This window comes from Rodentibacter sp. Ppn85 (assembly GCF_001999335.1).
Classification (GTDB): domain Bacteria; phylum Pseudomonadota; class Gammaproteobacteria; order Enterobacterales; family Pasteurellaceae; genus Rodentibacter.
On sequence record NZ_MLHS01000004.1, the window covers coordinates 1 to 19327 of the forward strand.

Annotated in this window: 19 protein-coding genes; 18 read left to right on the plus strand and 1 reads right to left on the minus strand. The window is 39.8% G+C overall.

Annotation, left to right across the window (positions count from 1 at the left end):
- The first annotated feature begins 152 nt into the window (after positions 1-152).
- The 10 genes from gnd to serA all read left to right on the plus strand — a co-directional run bounded on the left by gnd (position 153) and on the right by serA (position 11544).
- Entirely contained in the window at positions 153-1607 is a 1455-nt protein-coding gene (gnd, locus tag BKL51_RS00690) for a decarboxylating NADP(+)-dependent phosphogluconate dehydrogenase (protein WP_077464847.1), read from the plus strand.
- A gap of 78 nt (positions 1608-1685) precedes the next feature.
- Positions 1686-2006 (plus strand): DUF4298 domain-containing protein, encoded by a 321-nt coding sequence (locus BKL51_RS00695; RefSeq protein ID WP_077464848.1) that lies wholly within the window; start codon positions 1686-1688, stop codon positions 2004-2006.
- Positions 2007-2152: 146 nt separating this feature from the next.
- A complete protein-coding gene (locus tag BKL51_RS00700) occupies positions 2153-2323 on the plus strand; it encodes a glycine zipper 2TM domain-containing protein (protein WP_369801899.1) in 171 nt (56 codons plus the stop codon).
- 147 nt (positions 2324-2470) lie between these two features.
- A complete protein-coding gene (rpe, locus tag BKL51_RS00705) occupies positions 2471-3145 on the plus strand; it encodes a ribulose-phosphate 3-epimerase (protein WP_077464850.1) in 675 nt (224 codons plus the stop codon).
- Positions 3146-3191: 46 nt separating this feature from the next.
- Positions 3192-3866, plus strand: a complete 675-nt coding sequence (locus BKL51_RS00710) for a phosphoglycolate phosphatase (protein ID WP_077464851.1) — start codon at positions 3192-3194, stop codon at positions 3864-3866.
- A gap of 122 nt (positions 3867-3988) precedes the next feature.
- A complete protein-coding gene (gene lon, locus BKL51_RS00715) occupies positions 3989-6403 on the plus strand; it encodes an endopeptidase La (protein ID WP_077464852.1) in 2415 nt (804 codons plus the stop codon).
- Between the two features lie 189 nt (positions 6404-6592).
- Positions 6593-8155 carry an AbgT family transporter gene (locus BKL51_RS00720; RefSeq protein ID WP_077464853.1) on the plus strand — a complete coding sequence of 521 codons (1563 nt, stop codon included), beginning with the start codon at positions 6593-6595 and terminating at the stop codon, positions 8153-8155.
- A 206-nt stretch (positions 8156-8361) separates the two neighbouring features.
- The gene (gene hemW / locus BKL51_RS00730) at positions 8362-9513 is read left to right on the plus strand and encodes a radical SAM family heme chaperone HemW (RefSeq protein ID WP_077464855.1); all 1152 of its coding nucleotides are present in this window, start codon (positions 8362-8364) and stop codon (positions 9511-9513) included.
- A gap of 108 nt (positions 9514-9621) precedes the next feature.
- Positions 9622-10281 (plus strand): ribose-5-phosphate isomerase RpiA, encoded by a 660-nt coding sequence (rpiA, locus tag BKL51_RS00735; protein WP_077464856.1) that lies wholly within the window; start codon positions 9622-9624, stop codon positions 10279-10281.
- Positions 10282-10311: 30 nt separating this feature from the next.
- A complete protein-coding gene (gene serA, locus BKL51_RS00740) occupies positions 10312-11544 on the plus strand; it encodes a phosphoglycerate dehydrogenase (protein WP_077464857.1) in 1233 nt (410 codons plus the stop codon).
- Positions 11545-11587: 43 nt separating this feature from the next.
- On the opposite strand, the gene asnA is transcribed toward serA, so the two are convergent.
- Positions 11588-12580: an aspartate--ammonia ligase gene (asnA, locus tag BKL51_RS00745; protein ID WP_077464858.1), complete on the minus strand. Its 993-nt coding sequence runs from the start codon at positions 12578-12580 to the stop codon at positions 11588-11590.
- A 153-nt stretch (positions 12581-12733) separates the two neighbouring features.
- Between asnA and asnC the strand changes: the two genes are divergently transcribed.
- From asnC to BKL51_RS00785, 8 genes are all read left to right on the plus strand, one after another.
- Entirely contained in the window at positions 12734-13186 is a 453-nt protein-coding gene (gene asnC / locus BKL51_RS00750; protein WP_077416789.1) for a transcriptional regulator AsnC, read from the plus strand.
- Between the two features lie 214 nt (positions 13187-13400).
- Positions 13401-13832, plus strand: coding sequence for a PTS sugar transporter subunit IIA (locus tag BKL51_RS00755; protein WP_077464859.1), 432 nt, complete (start codon positions 13401-13403; stop codon positions 13830-13832).
- Complete coding sequence (locus BKL51_RS00760; protein WP_077464860.1) at positions 13819-14289, plus strand: PTS sugar transporter subunit IIB; 471 nt, start codon at positions 13819-13821, stop codon at positions 14287-14289. Before BKL51_RS00755 ends, BKL51_RS00760 begins: the two co-directional genes overlap by 14 nt.
- Entirely contained in the window at positions 14286-15056 is a 771-nt protein-coding gene (locus BKL51_RS00765; RefSeq protein ID WP_077464861.1) for a PTS sugar transporter subunit IIC, read from the plus strand. Before BKL51_RS00760 ends, BKL51_RS00765 begins: the two co-directional genes overlap by 4 nt.
- Complete coding sequence (locus tag BKL51_RS00770; RefSeq protein ID WP_077464862.1) at positions 15053-15871, plus strand: PTS system mannose/fructose/sorbose family transporter subunit IID; 819 nt, start codon at positions 15053-15055, stop codon at positions 15869-15871. The genes BKL51_RS00765 and BKL51_RS00770 overlap by 4 nt, the downstream gene beginning before the upstream one ends.
- Positions 15868-16710 (plus strand): tyrosine-protein phosphatase, encoded by an 843-nt coding sequence (locus tag BKL51_RS00775; protein ID WP_077464863.1) that lies wholly within the window; start codon positions 15868-15870, stop codon positions 16708-16710. The genes BKL51_RS00770 and BKL51_RS00775 overlap by 4 nt, the downstream gene beginning before the upstream one ends.
- Positions 16711-16792: 82 nt before the next feature.
- The gene (locus BKL51_RS00780) at positions 16793-18037 is read left to right on the plus strand and encodes a histidine-type phosphatase (protein ID WP_077464864.1); all 1245 of its coding nucleotides are present in this window, start codon (positions 16793-16795) and stop codon (positions 18035-18037) included.
- Positions 18038-18089: 52 nt separating this feature from the next.
- On the plus strand, positions 18090-19327 hold a 1238-nt coding region (locus BKL51_RS00785), incomplete at its 3' end, for an HTH domain-containing protein (protein ID WP_143530472.1).

Genomic DNA, 19327 nt, shown 5'->3' on the forward strand with positions numbered 1-19327 from the left:
GGTTTAAATATAATAAAGATAAACTACTTTCCAAAAGCACTAAAATAATTATTAATAAATAATTTATTAGTTTATGGGATAGTGTTTATTTAAATGATAATTTCAATATATTACAGTGGGATAAATCCCACCCTACCAACAGGAGAAAAAGCATGTCAGTTAAAGGAGATATCGGCGTTATTGGGCTCGCCGTAATGGGGCAAAACCTCATTTTAAATATGAACGACCACGGATTTAAAGTGGTGGCATATAACCGTACTACATCTAAAGTGGACGAGTTTTTACAAGGGGCGGCGCAAGGAACGAACATTATCGGGGCGTATTCTTTGGAAGATTTAGCTGCAAAATTGGAAAAACCGAGAAAAGTGATGCTCATGGTGCGTGCGGGCGAAGTGGTGGATCAATTTATTGATGCATTACTGCCTCACTTGGAAGAGGGAGATATCATTATTGATGGGGGCAACTCCAACTATCCCGATACCAACCGCCGAGTGAAAGCATTAGCAGAGAAAGGAATCCGTTTTGTGGGCTCCGGGGTGTCGGGCGGCGAAGAGGGGGCACGCCACGGACCTTCCATTATGCCGGGTGGTAATGAGGAAGCATGGCAATATGTCAAACCGATTTTACAAGCGATTTCTGCGAAAACCGATAAAGGCGAGCCGTGCTGTGACTGGGTTGGAAAAGAGGGCGCAGGTCATTTCGTGAAAATGGTGCATAACGGCATTGAATATGGCGATATGCAGCTGATTTGTGAAGCCTACCAATTCTTAAAAGACGGGTTAGGCTTGAGTTATGACGAAATGCAAAACGTTTTCGCAGAATGGAAAAAAACCGAGCTGGATAGCTATCTGATTGATATTACGACAGATATTTTAGGATATAAAGACACAGACGGCACCCCGTTGGTGGAGAAAATCCTTGATACTGCCGGACAAAAAGGCACGGGTAAATGGACGGGAATCAATGCCCTTGATTTTGGTATTCCATTAACTTTAATTACAGAATCGGTCTTTGCCCGCTGTGTTTCTTCTTTCAAAGATCAACGTGTTGCTGCAGAAAAATTATTCGGCAAAACCATTGGTAAAGTGGAAGGCGATAAAGCGGTTTGGATTGAAGCGGTGCGCAAAGCCTTGCTAGCCTCAAAAATTATCTCTTATGCACAAGGATTTATGCTAATTCGTGAAGCCTCTGAAAACTTTGGTTGGGATATCAACTATGGTGCAACCGCGCTATTATGGCGTGAAGGCTGTATTATCCGTAGCCGTTTCCTGGGCAATATTCGTGATGCTTATGAGGCTAACCCGGATTTGATTTTCTTAGGCTCAGACGGTTATTTCAAAGGTATCTTAGAAAACGCCATAAGCGACTGGCGTAAAGTAGTGGCAAAATCCATTGAAGTGGGGATTCCAATGCCGTGTATGGCTTCGGCGATTACCTTCTTAGACGGTTATACTTCCGCCCGTTTACCGGCTAATTTATTGCAGGCTCAACGGGATTATTTTGGCGCGCACACTTACGAACGAACCGATAAACCGCGCGGCGAGTTTTTCCATACCAACTGGACAGGACGTGGCGGTAACACGGCTTCCACGACCTATGATGTGTAATTGGTAAAAACATACTATAAATTGACCGCACTTTTAAGGCAAAGTGCGGTTTCTTTTTATCTTATTCGGGAGAGAAAAATGTTATCTCAAACACGTTTAGTACAATTAGCCGAAATGGAAAATATTCTGAATGAAGCCAATGAGTTTCTGACGGAGGCGGAGACTTTTCTTGAAAAATGGCAAGCTTTTTTACCTAAAATGCAACGTTTAGAGCGTTATTATTTTGACGGCGATTGGTTTGCAGATTTTGAAGCCTATGAAAAAGGCGAGATTGTTAACTCGCAACCTTGCGGTGTGCTTTCTGAAGATCTTGTTTTTAATGCCGCTGCAAAGCAACAAACCCTTGCTATCGAATATTTAAAACTAATCAGCAAAATTTTGGATCAAAAAAATCGTTAGCCATGATTGTGCCAAAGTAAGATTCTTTTCTAAAAATGAACTTTTATTCAGTGATGTCAGTCTTACAATTGCTATCACGATGGATAGTTTTTAATTTTATATGGAGAGATTTTATGAAATTAATAACAAAATCATTGGTTATTGGTATGACACTTATTTCATTAGCCGCTTGCAGTAATATGAGCCGAACTCAAAAAAATACGGCTGTCGGTGCGGCAATTGGCGGGGCGGCCGGTTATATGATTAAAGGCAATACCGCGACGACATTAGGGGGAGCCGCATTAGGCGGTTTAATCGGTAGCCAAGTGGGCAAATAAAGAGAGATTATCGACCGCACGTTGTTTTCTTTACTAAAAGAATATTCAAAGTGCGGTCATTTTTTCTCAAGTTTTCTGTAAATAATCAGGGCAATTCTTAAATTAACGTAGTAAACTAAGGCGACAACAATCTTCTAGGAGATAACAATGAAACCTTATCTTATTGCCCCTTCCATTCTTTCGGCCGATCTTGCACGTCTTGGTGATGATGTTCAAAATGTGCTTAATGCCGGTGCGGATGTTATTCATTTTGATGTGATGGATAATCATTATGTACCAAATTTGACTTTTGGCCCGTCGGTTTGTCAAGCTTTACGTGATTATGGTATTACTGCGCCGATTGATGTGCATTTGATGGTTAAGCCGGTGGACCGAATTATCCCTGATTTCGCCAAAACCGGTGCGAATTATATTACTTTCCATCCGGAAAGTTCCGAGCATATTGACCGCTCTTTGCAGTTGATTCGTGATCACGGTTGTAAAGCCGGTTTAGTATTTAATCCCGCAACGCCGTTGAATTATTTGGATTATGTATTGGATAAAATCGACATCATTTTGTTAATGTCGGTAAACCCGGGATTTGGCGGGCAATCTTTCTTGCCTTCTACATTAAAAAAATTACAACAAGTACGCCAAATCATCGATCACAGCGGTTTTGATATTCGCTTGGAAGTTGATGGCGGAGTGAAAGTGAATAACATCGCAGAAATTGCCGCCGCCGGTGCGGATATGTTTGTGGCGGGATCAGCGATTTTTGACCAACCGGATTACAAACAAGTGATTGATCAAATGAGAAATCAACTTGCCGGAATCAAGAGATAATAGATAATCCTTTGTATTTTCCCATTATGTAGGGTAGAGAGATTGAATGAGCACACAATTTAAATTGATTGGCTTTGATTTAGACGGCACGTTAGTTAATAGTTTGCCGGATTTAGCCTTATCCGTGAATTCGGCGTTGGCAGAATTTGATTTACCGCAAGCACCGGAATCGCTGGTTTTAACTTGGATTGGCAATGGCGCACCGGTATTGATTGCGCGTGCATTGGATTGGGGAAAGGAACAAACCGGCAAAACATTAACCGAGGCGGATGTAGAAAAAGTAAAAGAACGTTTTAGTTATTATTATGGCGAAAATCTTTGCAATGTGAGCCGATTATACCCAAATGTAAAAGAAACTTTGGAAGCGTTAAAGGAGAAAGGTTATATATTGGCGGTAGTGACAAATAAACCGACCAAACACGTTCAACCCGTTTTGGCGGCATTCGGTATCGATCATTTATTTAGCGAAATGCTGGGCGGGCAATCTCTACCTGCTATCAAACCCCATCCGGCACCTCTTTATTATCTATGCGGTAAATTTGGGCTTGAGCCTCGACAAGTATTATTTGTAGGGGATTCTAAAAATGATATTCTTGCCGCACACGCCGCCGGTTGTGCGGTGGTAGGGTTAACCTACGGTTATAACTATAACATTCCGATTAGTGAATCCAATCCGGATTGGGTGTTTGATGATTTTGATAAACTATTAAAGATTCTTTAATTTTTCTCAAAAAGTGCGGTGAAAAATGACCGCACTTTTATTCTAATCAACCCGGTTCCCTTGAATTCATTAAACCTATCCCCATATAGTTTTCCAATCATTAAGATAGTTAGAGAGAAGATATGACGACCAAAAGAACACAATATACGATGCCCGTACTGCCATTACGTGATGTTGTGGTTTTTCCTTACATGGTGATGCCGCTTTTTGTGGGGCGTACAAAATCCATTAATGCTCTTGAAGAAGCGATGAATGAAAATAAACAGCTTCTTTTGGTTTCACAAAAACAAGCGGATTTAGAAGAGCCGACCATTGATGATGTGTACGATGTCGGGACGATTGCTAATATTATCCAGCTTTTAAAATTACCGGACGGAACGGTTAAAGTGTTGGTGGAAGGACAGCAGCGAGCAAAAATCAATCAACTTGAAGACAATGAACAATTCTTTTCGGGGAAAATCACACCGATTGAAACGACTTATGGCAATGAAAAGGAATTGGATGTTGTAAAAAGTGCGGTACTTTCTGAGTTTGAAAATTATCTGACATTAAACAAAAAAGTGCCGGCCGATATATTAAACGCACTCCAACGCATTGATAATGCGGATCGCCTTGCGGATACAATGGCGGCGCATTTGCCGGTGAGTGTTCGCCATAAACAAAGCATACTGGAACTTGCCGATGTTCAAGCACGTTTGGAATATTTGCTTGGTATGATGGAATCGGAAGTGGATATTCTGCAAGTGGAAAAACGCATTCGTGGCCGTGTGAAAAAACAAATGGAAAAAAGCCAGCGTAACTATTATTTGAGCGAGCAAATTAAAGCGATTCGCAAAGAAATGGACGATGGCGAAAATGAAGACACCATTGATGAAGTAGAGCAACTTCGTCAAAAAGTGGACGCTGCGGGGATGTCGGCAGAAGTGCGTGAGAAAGTGGAAAACGAGTTACAAAAACTCAAAATGATGTCGGCAATGTCAGCGGAAGCGACCGTTGTTCGTAGCTACATTGAATGGATGATTCAAGTACCATGGCATCAACGTACAAAAGTGAAAAAAGATATTACCAAAGCACAGCAAGTGTTAGATGCCGACCACTATGGCTTGGAGCGTGTGAAAGAACGCATTTTAGAATATCTTGCGGTGCAAGCGCGCCTCAATAAAGTGAAAGGGCCGATTCTTTGTTTGGTTGGCCCGCCAGGAGTGGGTAAAACTTCGCTTGGTCAATCCATTGCCAATGCAACGGGACGTAAATATGTGCGTATGGCGCTTGGCGGTGTGCGTGATGAAGCGGAAATTCGGGGGCATCGCAAAACCTATATCGGCGCATTGCCGGGCAAACTCATTCAAAAAATGGCAAAAGTGGGCGTGAAAAACCCATTATTCCTACTGGATGAGATCGATAAAATGGCATCGGATATGCGTGGTGATCCGGCTTCAGCTTTGTTAGAAGTGCTTGATCCTGAACAAAATACGACCTTTAACGACCATTATTTAGAAGTGGATTATGATCTTTCCGATGTCATGTTTGTGGCGACGTCGAATTCCATGAATATTCCTGGGCCGTTACTTGATCGTATGGAAGTGATTCGCCTTTCCGGTTACACGGAAGATGAAAAACTCAATATCGCTATGCGTCATTTGTTACAAAAACAAATTGAGCGTAACGGGTTGAAGAAAGGCGAGTTAGTGGTAGAAGAAAGTGCTGTTTTAGACATTATTCGCTATTACACCCGTGAGGCAGGCGTACGTAGTTTGGAGCGTGAAATTTCCAAAATCTGCCGTAAAGCGGTGAAAAATTTATTGCTGGATCCGAAACTGAAATCCATTACAGTGAATGCCGATAATTTAAAAGATTATCTTGGCGTGAAACGTTTTGAGTTTGGTAAAGCCGACACGCAAAACCGAGTAGGCGAAGTGACCGGTTTGGCGTGGACGGAAGTCGGCGGCGATTTACTTACCATTGAAACCGCATCTGTAGTTGGAAAAGGAAAATTAACTTTTACCGGTTCCCTTGGTGATGTGATGAAAGAATCTATTCAAGCGGCAATGACAGTGGTGCGATCACGTGCCGATAAATTGGGTATTAACCCTGAGTTCCACGAAAAACGTGATATTCATATTCACGTGCCGGACGGCGCAACGCCGAAAGACGGTCCAAGTGCGGGTATCGCAATGTGTACCGCTCTTGTGTCTTGTTTGACGGGTAATCCGGTGCGTGCGGACGTGGCAATGACAGGGGAAATCAGCTTACGCGGTAAAGTGTTGCCAATCGGCGGTTTAAAAGAAAAACTTTTGGCGGCGCACCGTGGCGGGATTAAAACCGTACTGATTCCAAAAGATAATGTAAAAGATTTGGAAGAAATTCCGGATAATGTGAAACAAAGTCTTGCTATTCATGCGGTAGAAACGATTGATGAGGTACTTGGCTTAGCACTTGAAAATCCACCGGAAGGCGTGGAGTTCGTTAAGATAGCAGCCAAACCTAAAACACCGCGTCGTAAAGCCGTCTCGAGAACAACAAGAGCGGTCAATTAATTAAATATTTTTTAGGGCTTGTGAAAACAAGCCCTTTTTATATCTTTAAACGCTGATTTTTTGACGATTCAAGTCAATAGTTGAAAAAATGTAATGTTATTGTTGTATAAGCGAAACTTTATTTTTGAGTTTGGTAAAAAATATGCGAATATGAAGTTTATTCTTTAACCAATCCAAAAGGATACGCATATGTCATCGACAGTTTCTCAAAAAAATAGCCGAATTCAGCATTTTTTAAAAGGCGTGGAATGGCTTGGAAATTTGCTGCCGCACCCTATCATTTTATTTATGTTGATGTGTGGTATTTTGATCGTACTTTCAGCAATTTTGCATTACTTTGATGTGAGCGTTTTGGATCCTCGTCCGAATCATTCCGGTGATATTCTTGTGAAAAGTCTGCTTAGCCAAGAAGGGCTTGCTTATATGGTCAGCAGTCTGGTAAAAAATTTCACCGGTTTTGCACCGCTCGGTACTGTTTTAGTGGCAATGCTCGGGGTGTCTATTGCCGAATCTTCAGGTATGATTTCTGCAGCGCTGAGAGGGTTAGTTGTTGGTGCTCCGAGAAAATTGGTGACTTTCACTATTGTATTTGCTGCTGTTATTTCAAATACTGCAGCAGAACTTGGTTATGTAGTATTAATTCCTCTTGCTGCAATGATTTTTCACGCACTTGGTCGTCATCCCCTTGCAGGGCTTGCGGCTGCATTTGCCGGTGTTTCGGGCGGATATAGCGCTAATTTGTTATTAGGTACGGTCGATCCGCTTTTATCGGGAATTACTCAAGAGGCCGCCCGTTTAATTGATCCGAATTATGTCGTCGGGCCTGAGGCAAACTGGTATTTTATGTTTGTTAGTACATTTTTAGTGAGCATTTTAGGCTATTTGGTCACAGAAAAAATCGTTGAACCTCAGTTAGGAAACTATGATCCCCAAGATGCGGATGATCCTTCAATTCTTCAACATAAAGTGGAAAAATTAGCGCCTAATGAGAAAAAGGGCTTAATGTGGGCCGGAATTGCAATGTTAATTTTTTCCTTACTACTTGCGTGGACAATTGTTCCTGAAGACGGCATTTTGCGTAATACTAAAACAGGGCTTGTAGCGGGTTCTCCTTTCTTACACGGTATTGTGGTCTTTATTTTTATCTTTTTTGCCATTCCCGGTTATATCTACGGACGAGTTACCGGTTCAATGAGATCTTCTCAAGACATCGTAAAAGCGATGTCTAAAGGTATGGCTTCGATGGGTATGTACATTGTACTGGTATTCTTTGCCGCGCAGTTTGTGGCATTTTTTAAGTGGACAAACTTAGGTTCAATTGTTGCGGTAAAAGGGGCTAATTTACTGATCAATCTTGGCTTAACGGGGTCTATACTTTTTGTCGGTTTCATTTTGGTTTGTGCATTTATCAATTTGATGATTTCCTCTGCATCGGCACAGTGGGCATTAACTGCGCCTATTTTTGTACCTATGCTGATGTTGGTTGGTTATGCGCCGGAAGTGATTCAGGCAGCATATCGTATTGGCGACTCCACAACGAATATTATCACGCCGATGATGAGTTATTTTGGCTTGATTATGGCCGTGGCGGTTCGTTACAAAAAAGATACGGGAGTAGGTACGCTAATGGCGATGATGATTCCTTATTCATTTATTTTTATCATCGGTTGGATAACGCTTTTCTATCTCTGGGTTTTTGTGTTTGGTTTACCGGTCGGACCGGGCTCATTTACTTATTTCTCAACGCCATAACTCAGCGGTATGTTGAAATTATTATCGATAATAGGGCTCTTAATACAGAGCCTATTATTTTTCTCATTAAACCTTCCTCTGTTCTTAGCTTATTCAAAATTAAAGTGAGAGTTAAAAGAGCAGAGCATCCTTTAAAATTTTTTCCGTTGTATTTTATAACGGCATAAATAAAATAGCGCAAAATATCTTCTAATCTATCGATTATCATGCTTAGACTTCCCCCACTTTCTCTTTACATCCATATTCCTTGGTGTGTGCAGAAATGCCCCTATTGCGATTTTAATTCTCATGCTCGGAAAGGTGATATTCCCGAACAAGATTATATTCGCCATTTACTACAAGATTTGAAAGAGGATTTAGCACGTTTTCAGGAAAGTATTCAAGATCGAAAATTACATTCTATTTTTATTGGCGGCGGTACGCCGAGCTTGTTTTCGGCGGACGGTATTGCTTATTTATTAAGCGGAATAAAAAAACAAATTTCTTTTGAAGATGATATTGAAATTACGCTGGAAGCCAATCCCGGTACGGTGGAAGCCGAGCGCTTTCAAGGTTATGTAAAAGCCGGCGTAACCCGTATTTCTATGGGAATTCAGAGTTTTAATGATGACAAACTCAAGCGTCTAGGCCGCATTCACAATGCGGAGGAAGCCAAAAGTGCGGTCGGTTTAGCGAAAGTTTCCGGTCTCAAAAGTTTCAACTTGGATTTAATGCACGGTTTGCCGAATCAAACCCTTGTCGAAGCCTTGGACGATTTACGTCAAGCCATTGAGCTTTCACCACCACATATTTCATGGTACCAAATCACTATTGAACCCAATACGATGTTTGCATATCGCCCGCCCAAATTGCCGGATGACGACGAACTTTGGGCTATTTTCGAGCAAGGTCATCAACTGCTCACGACAGCTGGTTATCAACAGTATGAAACTTCAGCTTATGCCAAAGCGGGTTTTCAATGCCGACATAATTTGAATTATTGGCGTTTTGGTGATTATTTGGCGATTGGTTGTGGGGCGCACGGAAAATTAACCTTTCCAAATGGTGAGATTCGGCGTTTTTCTAAAACTAAGCACCCTAAGGGGTATTTACGGGGCGAATATCTTTATGAAGAAAAAAACGTCCCTGAAATTGACCGCCCTTTTGAATTTTTTATGAACCGTTTTCGTTTATTGGAGACTGTACCGAAAAGGGAGTTTGAATACTATACCGGATTACCGCAAAGTACGGTTAAAAACCAGCTTGATTTTGCCCTTAAGCAGAACTACATCGTAGAAACCGAAGCATCTTGGCAGATTACCGAACACGGTAAATTGTTTTTAAATGAATTACTCACACTATTTCTACCGGAAGATTAATTAGTGTTATTTTTTTCATAATGACTTATCAAAATTTGCACTTGTTTATTTAATGCGTGCATATTAAAGTAACGTAATCGTTTACTTTTAAAAAGAAAGAGCAGAATAATGAATCAATTAGAAATGAAAAAATTGGCGGCAAAAGCAGCTTTGCAGTATGTGAAAGCGGATACGATTGTCGGAGTGGGTAGCGGTTCTACCGTAAATTGCTTTATTGAAGCCTTAGGTGCGATGAAAGATCAAATTAAAGGTGCTGTGGCGGCATCGAAAACTTCAGAAGAGTTGCTGCGCAAACAAGGTATTGAAGTATTTAGTACAAATGAAGTGTCGGGATTAGATATTTATGTGGATGGCGCAGATGAAATTAACCCACAAAAAATGATGATTAAGGGCGGTGGTGCGGCACTTACTCGGGAAAAAATTGTGGCGGCATTAGCAAAAAAATTTATTTGTATTGTAGATGAGAGTAAACAAGTAGATGTGTTAGGTTCAACTTTCCCATTGCCCGTGGAAGTGATTCCGATGGCTCGCTCGCAAGTGGGGCGAAAATTAGTCGCACTTGGCGGTGCCCCGGAATATCGTGAGGGCGTGGAGACGGATAACGGTAATGTGATTTTAGATGTGCATAATTTTGCTATTTTAAATCCGGTAGAAATGGAAAAAGAATTAAATAATATTGCCGGCGTGGTGACAAACGGTATTTTTGCGTTACGTGGCGCAGATATTGTGATTATCGGCACGCCCGAAGGTGCAAAAATTATTGAATAATTTATAGAAATAAATATAAGGAAGGCAAACATGACAAATAAAGTTTCACTCGACAAATCAAAAATCAAATTTGTATTGTTGGAAGGCGTGCATCAAAGTGCGCTGGATACGCTGCATGCGGCAGGCTATACCAATATTGATTATTACAAAAAAGCCCTTGATGGTGATGAGTTAAAAGCAGCGATTAAGGATGCGCATTTTATCGGTTTGCGTTCTCGTACGCATTTAACCGAGGCAATGATTGATGCCGCACCAAAACTTATTGCCATAGGCTGTTTTTGTATTGGCACTAACCAGGTTGATCTTAATGCGGCAAAAGCGCGGGGGATTCCGGTATTTAATGCACCATTCTCAAATACCCGTTCGGTAGCTGAATTGGTTTTAGGTGAGATTTTGCTTTTAATGCGTAATGTTCCGCAAGCCAATGCGGAAGTACATCGCGGTATATGGAATAAATCCGCTGTCGGTTCGCATGAAGTGCGTGGTAAAAAATTAGGTATTGTAGGTTATGGTCATATCGGTTCTCAATTAAGCATTATTGCCGAGTCCTTGGGTATGGATGTGTATTTCTACGATATTGAAAATAAATTGCCGCTAGGTAATGCGAAACAAGTACGTAGTTTAGAAGAATTGCTTGGCTCTTGTGATGTAATTTCTTTACATGTGCCGGACTCACCTTCGACCCGTAATTTAATGAGTGCGGAGCGTATTGCACAACTGAAACAAGATTCTATGCTAATCAATGCGGCACGCGGCTCGGTCGTCGATATTGAGGCGCTTGCCCAAGGATTAAAAGAAGGCAAAATTCGAGGTGCGGCTATTGATGTGTTCCCTGTTGAACCGGCTTCAATCAATGAAGAATTTGTCTCACCGTTACGAGAGTTTGATAATGTTATTTTAACGCCGCATATTGGGGGATCAACGGCGGAAGCTCAGGAAAATATTGGCTTTGAGGTGGCGGGAAAATTCGTGAAATATTCCGATAACGGCTCAACATTATCCTCTGTGAATTTCCCGGAAGTTTCCTTACCGGAACACGAAGGCACCAAACGTCTATTGCATATTCACGAAAATCGTCCGGGTGTGTTGAACAAGCTTAATCAAATTTTTGTAGAAGCCAATATTAATATCGCCGCACAGTACTTACAAACCGATCCTAAAATTGGTTATGTAGTGGTGGATGTGGAAACGGAAAATGCAGAACCGCTATTAGTTAAATTGCGTGAAATTGACGGCACAATACGGGCTAGAGTGTTATATTAGAGTAAAAAAAGTGCGGTTAATTTAACCGCACTTTTTTAGTAAGTTAAAGAATGTGTTGATATTGCTCCAACATTTCTTTTGGCCACACGCTCGATTGAACCTCACCAATATGCTTCTTACGCAACAAGAACATTGTTAAACGTGATTGACCGATTCCGCCACCAATCGAGAGAGGTAATTTTCCATTTAGCAACTCTTGATGCCAATCCATTTTTAAACAATCTTCTTTGCCGGTTAAACTCACTTGCAAGCGAAGTGCGGATTCATCGACACGAATTCCCATAGAAGAAAGTTCAAATGCCGTATTAAGTTGCTCGTTCCACACAAGAATATCGCCATTTAAACCTTTGTAGCCGTTTTCGGATTCCGTTGTCCAGTCGTCATAATCCGGTGCGCGCCCATCGTGTGGTTTACCATCGGATAATTTACCGCCGATACCAATTAAAAATACTGCACCATATTCTTTACAGATCGCATTTTCCCGTTCTTTGCTGGAAAGATCAGGGTAACGTTTTACTAAATCTTCACTATGCACAAAGGTAATTTGTTTTGGCAAAATGGAAGGGATGTCAAAACGGGCTTCTACCGCAAGTTCCGTTAAACGAATTGCACGATAAATTGAATTGACGGTTTCCTTTAAGTAAGCAAGGTTACGGCGACCTTCCGGAATCACTTTTTCCCAGTCCCATTGATCCACATAAATGGAGTGGGTTGGATCTAAAGAATCCTCATCGGGACGTAAGGCTTTCATATGAACAAAAAGACCTTCCCCCTCTTTAAAATGAAAACGTGCTAGAGTATGACGCTTCCATTTTGATAAGGAGTGAACTACTTCATATACGGCATTCGGAATACATTTCACATGTACTTGAACTGCTTTCTCAATACCGGATAAATTATCCTGCATTCCGTTGCCCACTTCACTAAGGATTGGTCCTTGAACTTCAATAATACCAAGTTGTTCGATTAGGTTTTGAGTAAAGGTATTTTTAACAAAACTAATTTCTTGTTGTTGCAAAATAAACGTTTTCTTCATATTTTCCGCCTGTTTCTAATAATAAGTGATGTTTTGCGTATTATTCAATAAACTGTAATTATTTCTCAAGTATTTTATTTACATTTCAAATAACTTTGAATAATATCTAATTAAATGATGGTTTATTAGAATAATTCTAAAGGAGGCTGTTTTATGCACAATATTGATAACCTCGATCAACAAATTCTCCGTGTACTGACTAAAGATGCGCGCACGCCCTATGCAGAAATGGCAAAAAATTTTGGTGTCAGCCCCGGCACAATTCATGTTCGTGTGGAAAAAATGCGCCAATCCGGTGTGATTGAAGGCACCAAAGTGATTATTGATGAACGTAAACTCGGCTATGACGTTTGCTGCTTTATCGGGATCATTTTGAAAAGTGCGAAGGATTACGAAAAAGTGATTAAAAAACTGGAAACCTTTGATGAAGTAGTGGAGGCCTATTACACCACGGGAAATTACTCCATTTTCATCAAAGTGATGACTCATACCATCGCCGAATTGCATTCTGTTCTCGCCACGAAAATTCAGCTCATTGATGAGATCCAATCCACCGAAACATTGATTTCAATGCAGAATCCTATTTTGAGGGATATTAAGCCGTAGCTCCCCTAAACTAATTACAGCAAAGAATACGAGACAAAATAGTAGTAAAAAGAGTAGCTAATACTCTTTTTACTGTATTGTGTTTCATATAATTCATTTAAACGTTTTCCCGATCCGCATTCCGTTTGCACGATATATCGTGCAATCCGAGAAATTGAGCAGTCTACGACTTTCTCCTACATTGTAAAAAAACAAAATGTAATGGAGAAAAATTATGCCAAAAGAAATTGCTCTCATGTTAATGAGCCACGGAAATTTCGCCCAAGCAGCGATGGAAAGTGCCGAATTAATTGTAGGGAAACAAACCAATTTTGATACGTTATCGGTCTTTACCGTGGATAACGTCACCCATCTTAAACAAGATTTATTGCAAAAAGTGAATGCGTTGGATACTGAAGCTGGGTTGATTTTTTTAACCGACATTCTCGGCGGTACGCCTATGAATTTGGCCTCTCACTTACTAACGAAAGAAAACATTTTAGTCTGTTGTGGCTTAAATTTACCACTGTTGCTAGATGTACTAATGAACCGTGATTTACCATTTGATGAAATGAAATCACTCATTCAAACAGCCTATCAAAACGGATTAACCATTCGAGATTTCAATGATTTACAAAAACAGGAGGATGAAGATGATTTGCTTTAGTCGTATTGATGATCGCTTAATTCACGGCCAAGTCGTTACAACTTGGGTCAACCTATTCAAAGTGGAACAAATTGTGGTTCTAAACGATAAATTAGCGACCGATCAAACTCAAAAAAATATTTTAGCCATGGCTGCTCCACAAGGAATCAAAGTCGTTGTACTGACAATTGAAAAATTTGCGGAAATCTATCAAACCAAAGGGCTCAGTAGACGCACAATGTTGCTGTTTACCAACAGTATTGATGTGTTATCAACCGTCAATGCAGACGTTCCTATTAATGAACTAAATGTTGGCGGAATGCGTTTTCAAGAGGGGAGAACCCAATTAACCAAAGCTTTATCCGTGACTAACGAAGAGCGTTCGGCTTTCCAACAACTTTTGGATAAAGGGGTTACGGTTACTATTCAAATGGTACCAAATGATGAAAAAGTAAACTTAACGGAGGTGATTAAATGATAACTGCACTTTTCGTTGCATTATGGGCAGGCATTTGTGCAATTGACGATATAGGTACGCAGATGATTAGACGACCACTATTGATTGCAACGGTTGTCGGACTAATTATGGGCGATTTACAAACCGCACTTTTAATTGGTGCAACCTTAGAAGTGATGTGGATGGGTGTAGGGAATGTCGGTGCTTATTCTGCGCCAGATATGATTTCAGGTACTGCAATTGGCACGGCATTAGGCATTGCCGCAGGAGGGACGGAAGCGCCGATTGCTCTTGCCGTTCCAACCTCATTACTTGCTCAACAACTTTTGATTTTATACCGTTCGGGCATTGTAGCCCTAAACCCAATTGCAGAGCGTTGGGCCGAAGAAGGAAATTTCGATAAAATTTTTCGCATACAATATATTCCGATGACCATCGCTTTCTTGATTCGTGCCGTACCGACCTTTTTAGCTGTCTATTTCGGTGCGGATTTAATCGCACAAATCGTGGCACAATTACCAGATAAAATTATTACTGGTTTGAATGTTGCTGGCAAAATCATTCCAGCTATCGGTATTGGTTTACTCATGTTAATGATGTTGAAAAAAGCAGAACTCTGGCTCTTCTTAGTCGCAGGTTTCACGCTCGCTGTTTATCTTAAATTATCCGTATTACCGATAACCCTAATTGCCTTGCCGTTAGCCCTAATTTATGACTTGGCAATTCATAAAAATACTCAAGCGGTAGCTTCCAATCAAAATACTAATGATGAGGACTATGACCTATGACCCAGCAAACTTCACACAAAATTACTAAACAGGATTTAAACAAAGTCTTTTGGCGAATGCAGTTACTCAATGTCACCAATAATTATCAGTCTATGCAGGCTATCGGTTTTCTATCCAGTTTTATTCCTGTTTTAAAACGACTTTATCAAGACAAACCTAAAGAGCAGAAAGTCGAGGCAATGAAACGCCATTTAAAATTCTTTAATAGCCACGTCAATTCGGATGCCTTAATTCTAGGTATTGCTGCTGCGGTGGAAGAGTCCACCAAAGAAAGTGAAAAAGAAACGGTTACCGCAATAAAAACTGGTTTAATGGGACCATTAGCTGGTTTGGGCGACAGCATTCTAAAATTTACTTGGCTCCCTATCTGCGGCAGTATTGGGGCGGCTCTCGCACTAAACGGCAGTATATTAGGCCCGATTTTAATGTTCCTGCTTTACAATATTGTGAATGTCGCCTCCAAATATTATGGCATTCATTACGGTTATCATAAAGGTATGGATATGATTAACGGCAACAGCAATATTTTGCAACGTGTCAGCAATATGGCAAATGTTGTCGGGCTAATGGTCATTGGCGCATTAATTGCCTCAGTGGTAAGGGTGAAATTCGGTGTCGAATTTAGTGTGGGTGAAAATACAATAAAACTCCAAGAAATGTTCGATAAAGTTATGCCTGGTTTGTTCAGTTTGTTAGTGACGATCGGTGTTTATTCGATACTAAAGAAAACCAACGGTAAATATGCTGCTACGCTGATTATCGGCACAATGCTACTTTGCATTGCCCTCGTGTACTTAGGAGTGTTGGTAAAATGACGGCAAATTTACAACAGCAAGCCCAATTACGAACACTTCCTATTGAGGGAATGAATAACTTTCGTGATATGGGGGGCTATCTCACAAAGGATCACAGAAAAGTCAAATGGCAAAGGCTTTATCGTTCCGATCATTTATACAATGCGACTGAAAATGGGATCGCAATGTTAAGACCTCTCAATATTCAGGCTGTGATCGACTATCGTAGCCCAAATGAAATTGCCAAATATCCCAATAAAATAATTGGAACGGAGCAAACTTACCAGTTTGATCCTAATGCTCATACAGCAGAGTTGGCGGCACAATTCACCTCATCAAAAGAAAACGAAGATGAAAATTTAGTGAATAAAATCATTGAGCAAAAACAACGTGGCTGGTTAGTGCATTACGATGATATTGTGATGACCCAATACAAAAATTTTGTGGAGAAATCGGAATGTCGGCAGGCCTTTTCCGCTATGCTAAAAGTTGCCGCTAATTTAAAGGGCGGAGCTTTTATCCAACATTGCCGAGGAGGAAAAGATCGCACTGGTTTTGGCGCAATGCTTTTGTTAGGGGTGCTAGGTGTCGATAAAAATCAAATAATTGATGATTATATGCTGACCCATATCAATCGCTTGGAACGTAACCGTCAAAAAATGGCGATTTACCGCCAAATCACCCAAGATCAAGAGGTGCTTAATTATCTCTACTCGCTAATTGATACCAAGCCCGAGTTTATTGAAATGTCGATCAATACGATTGATCAACAATATGGTTCAATTCAACGCTATGCCGAGCAACAACTTGGTATCAGCCGAGCAGAAATCTTTCAATTACAAGCGGATTATCTTGAATGATCGGATAATATCTTCTCAAAGTGCGGTCAATTTTGCCGATGTTTTTGCATTAGTCCGCACTACTCAATAATTGAGGTTTAACATGAAAAAATCATGCCTTTTGTTACTCTGTGCTGTGAGCTTTTTATCAAATTATGCAGCAAGTTCTGTTCATACTACGCCAAATACCGACTATCATCTGGAGAAACTCTTTATTTTTAGCCGACACGGTGTCAGAACTCCGATTATTAAATCGGATAGTAAACTCACACAAATCACCTCTTATCAATGGACTGCTTGGCAAGAATCACCGGGAGAATTAATGTCCAAAGGGGCTGACTTGGAAGTTAAATTCGGGCGTTATATTCGAGATTACCTCAATCAACAAGGTTTAACAAAAATCAACCAATGTTTACCACCAGAACAAGTATTGATTTATACCAATAGCCTTCAACGAACATTAGCAACAGGCCAAGCATTGACATTGGGGCTCTTCCCAGGTTGTGGTATTCAACCAGTAAATCATGTAGCCTTTGGCACAATGGATCCAGTGTTTAACCCGATTGTGCGTAGTAGTAGCGAAACATTCAAACAAGCGGTCATTTCACGTATTCCATTAAAACAAGCTCATCAAAAATTACAAACAGCGTATCAAGTTCTCGGTGAAGTCATTAACTATGCTCAATCTCCACAGTGTCAAGGAAAAACCGATTGTATGTTTTTCTCTGAAGAAGGGAAATTGAAGGTGGAAAAAGGAAAAGAAGTAGGAGTATCAGGAACATTACGTCTAGGGAAAACTGTCGTAGATAATTTATTAATTGAACTCTATGCAAACCCAACTTCATCGAAAATGCTTAGCCAATTAACACCAGAAAAATGGGAAATCATCAATCAAATTAAAAATGAATATTTCACAGTGCTACGAGGCGAAAAGTTCATCGCAAGCCACCTTGTCCAACCCTTAGCCACATTTATGCAGCAAGAATTGCGCAATTCCCAACGAACAATTAGTCTATTGGTCGGACATGATACCAATATTATTACCCTACTCGGAGCATTAGGGGTAAAATCATACCGCTTGCCAAATCAGTATGAATCTACGCCAATCGGGGGAAAAGTCTTTTTTGAAATATGGCGGGATAAAAAGAATAATACAAGATGGGTTAATACGCAGTATATTTATCAAAGCATTGAGCAAATTCAAAAAAATGAAGCATTGACTTTAGCGACTCCACCACAAGCAGTGCAACTCCATTTTGAACAATGTAATGAAAACGAATTGGGATTTTGTGCATATTCGGATATTGAAGCGAAATTAACAGAAATTATAAATCAACAATCTGATTAGCTGAATAAAGACTGCTCTTATCTGAGTAGCCTATTTTTTAAAAGGAGGTTAAATGGATATTAGTCAAATTGTAAGGATATTGGATAAGAATAAACGTTATAAAGCAATTTTTTTGCTACTATTGAGAAATAATCAATATATCAATAGTGAAAAGTTATCCACCGAAATACAGGTAAGTAGCCGCACAATAAAAAATGATATTAAGTATTTAAAAGAAGCACTGGAGAAATACCAAATTCTTATTTTGTCTAAATCGGCATACGGTTATAAATTAAACATTGAGCAAGAAGATCTTGCCAATGCCCTTCTTTCACACTTTCAGATTTCGCAACTTTCAAATATCAATAATAAGTTTGAACATCGGGTAAACTATATTTTACGCAGGTTACTTTCTAGCGATCACTACATTAAAATTGAACAACTACAAGAAGCATTATTTTTAAGTTTTAATAGTTCATTAAGTAAAGAGCTATGTCAAGTGAGAAAAAAACTCGAACAATATGATCTGAAATTGATGAGCAAGCCTTACCATGGTATAAAAATTGAGGGTGCGATTTTTAAGAGAATCATGCTTACGGTTAGAATGTATAAATATTTTAACTATAAAACTAAACCAAACTTTTTCATACCTCAATTTAATCAGTTTTTTTATCACTCTAATAAAGAAAAAATTCGGTTGATTTTAAATAAAACATTAATTAAATCAGACATTGTGCTTTCTGACATTTATGCAGAGCGGTTTTTGCTATATTTAATTTATTTTTATCACCAGTATGAGCATAAACAAGATTATCGTATTGATTTACCCGTCTTACCTTTTCATTATAAGAAAACAAAAGAATATCTATTTTTAATCCAGCTGCTTGAAAATCTACAAAAAGAGGAGATAGCTTGCTATTTCTCTGCAGAAGTAATGCGTTTTCTCACTTATGTTCTTATTATGAGTAATGATCTTTACCGTTATGCCGATTGCAGTAAGGAAAACTACAATAACCTCATCAAACAAACAACCGAAATTCATCAATTTATTTTTAATGAAATTGCCGCTATTTTACAGGTAGATATTTCATCAGATTACACAGGATTTAAAGATTTGTTTAAATTACTCATCCCAATCACAATGAAAATTTCACTTGGTGTATCTGATGATGTGGATCTTGGTTTTTACAATACGAATATTATTCAATCTAACCCTTTACTACAGAAAGTGGTTGAACGTTTAAACAAGGTATTTAAACAGAAATATTATTATCAATTCTCACAGAGGGAAAATTATTTTATTTTTGATGT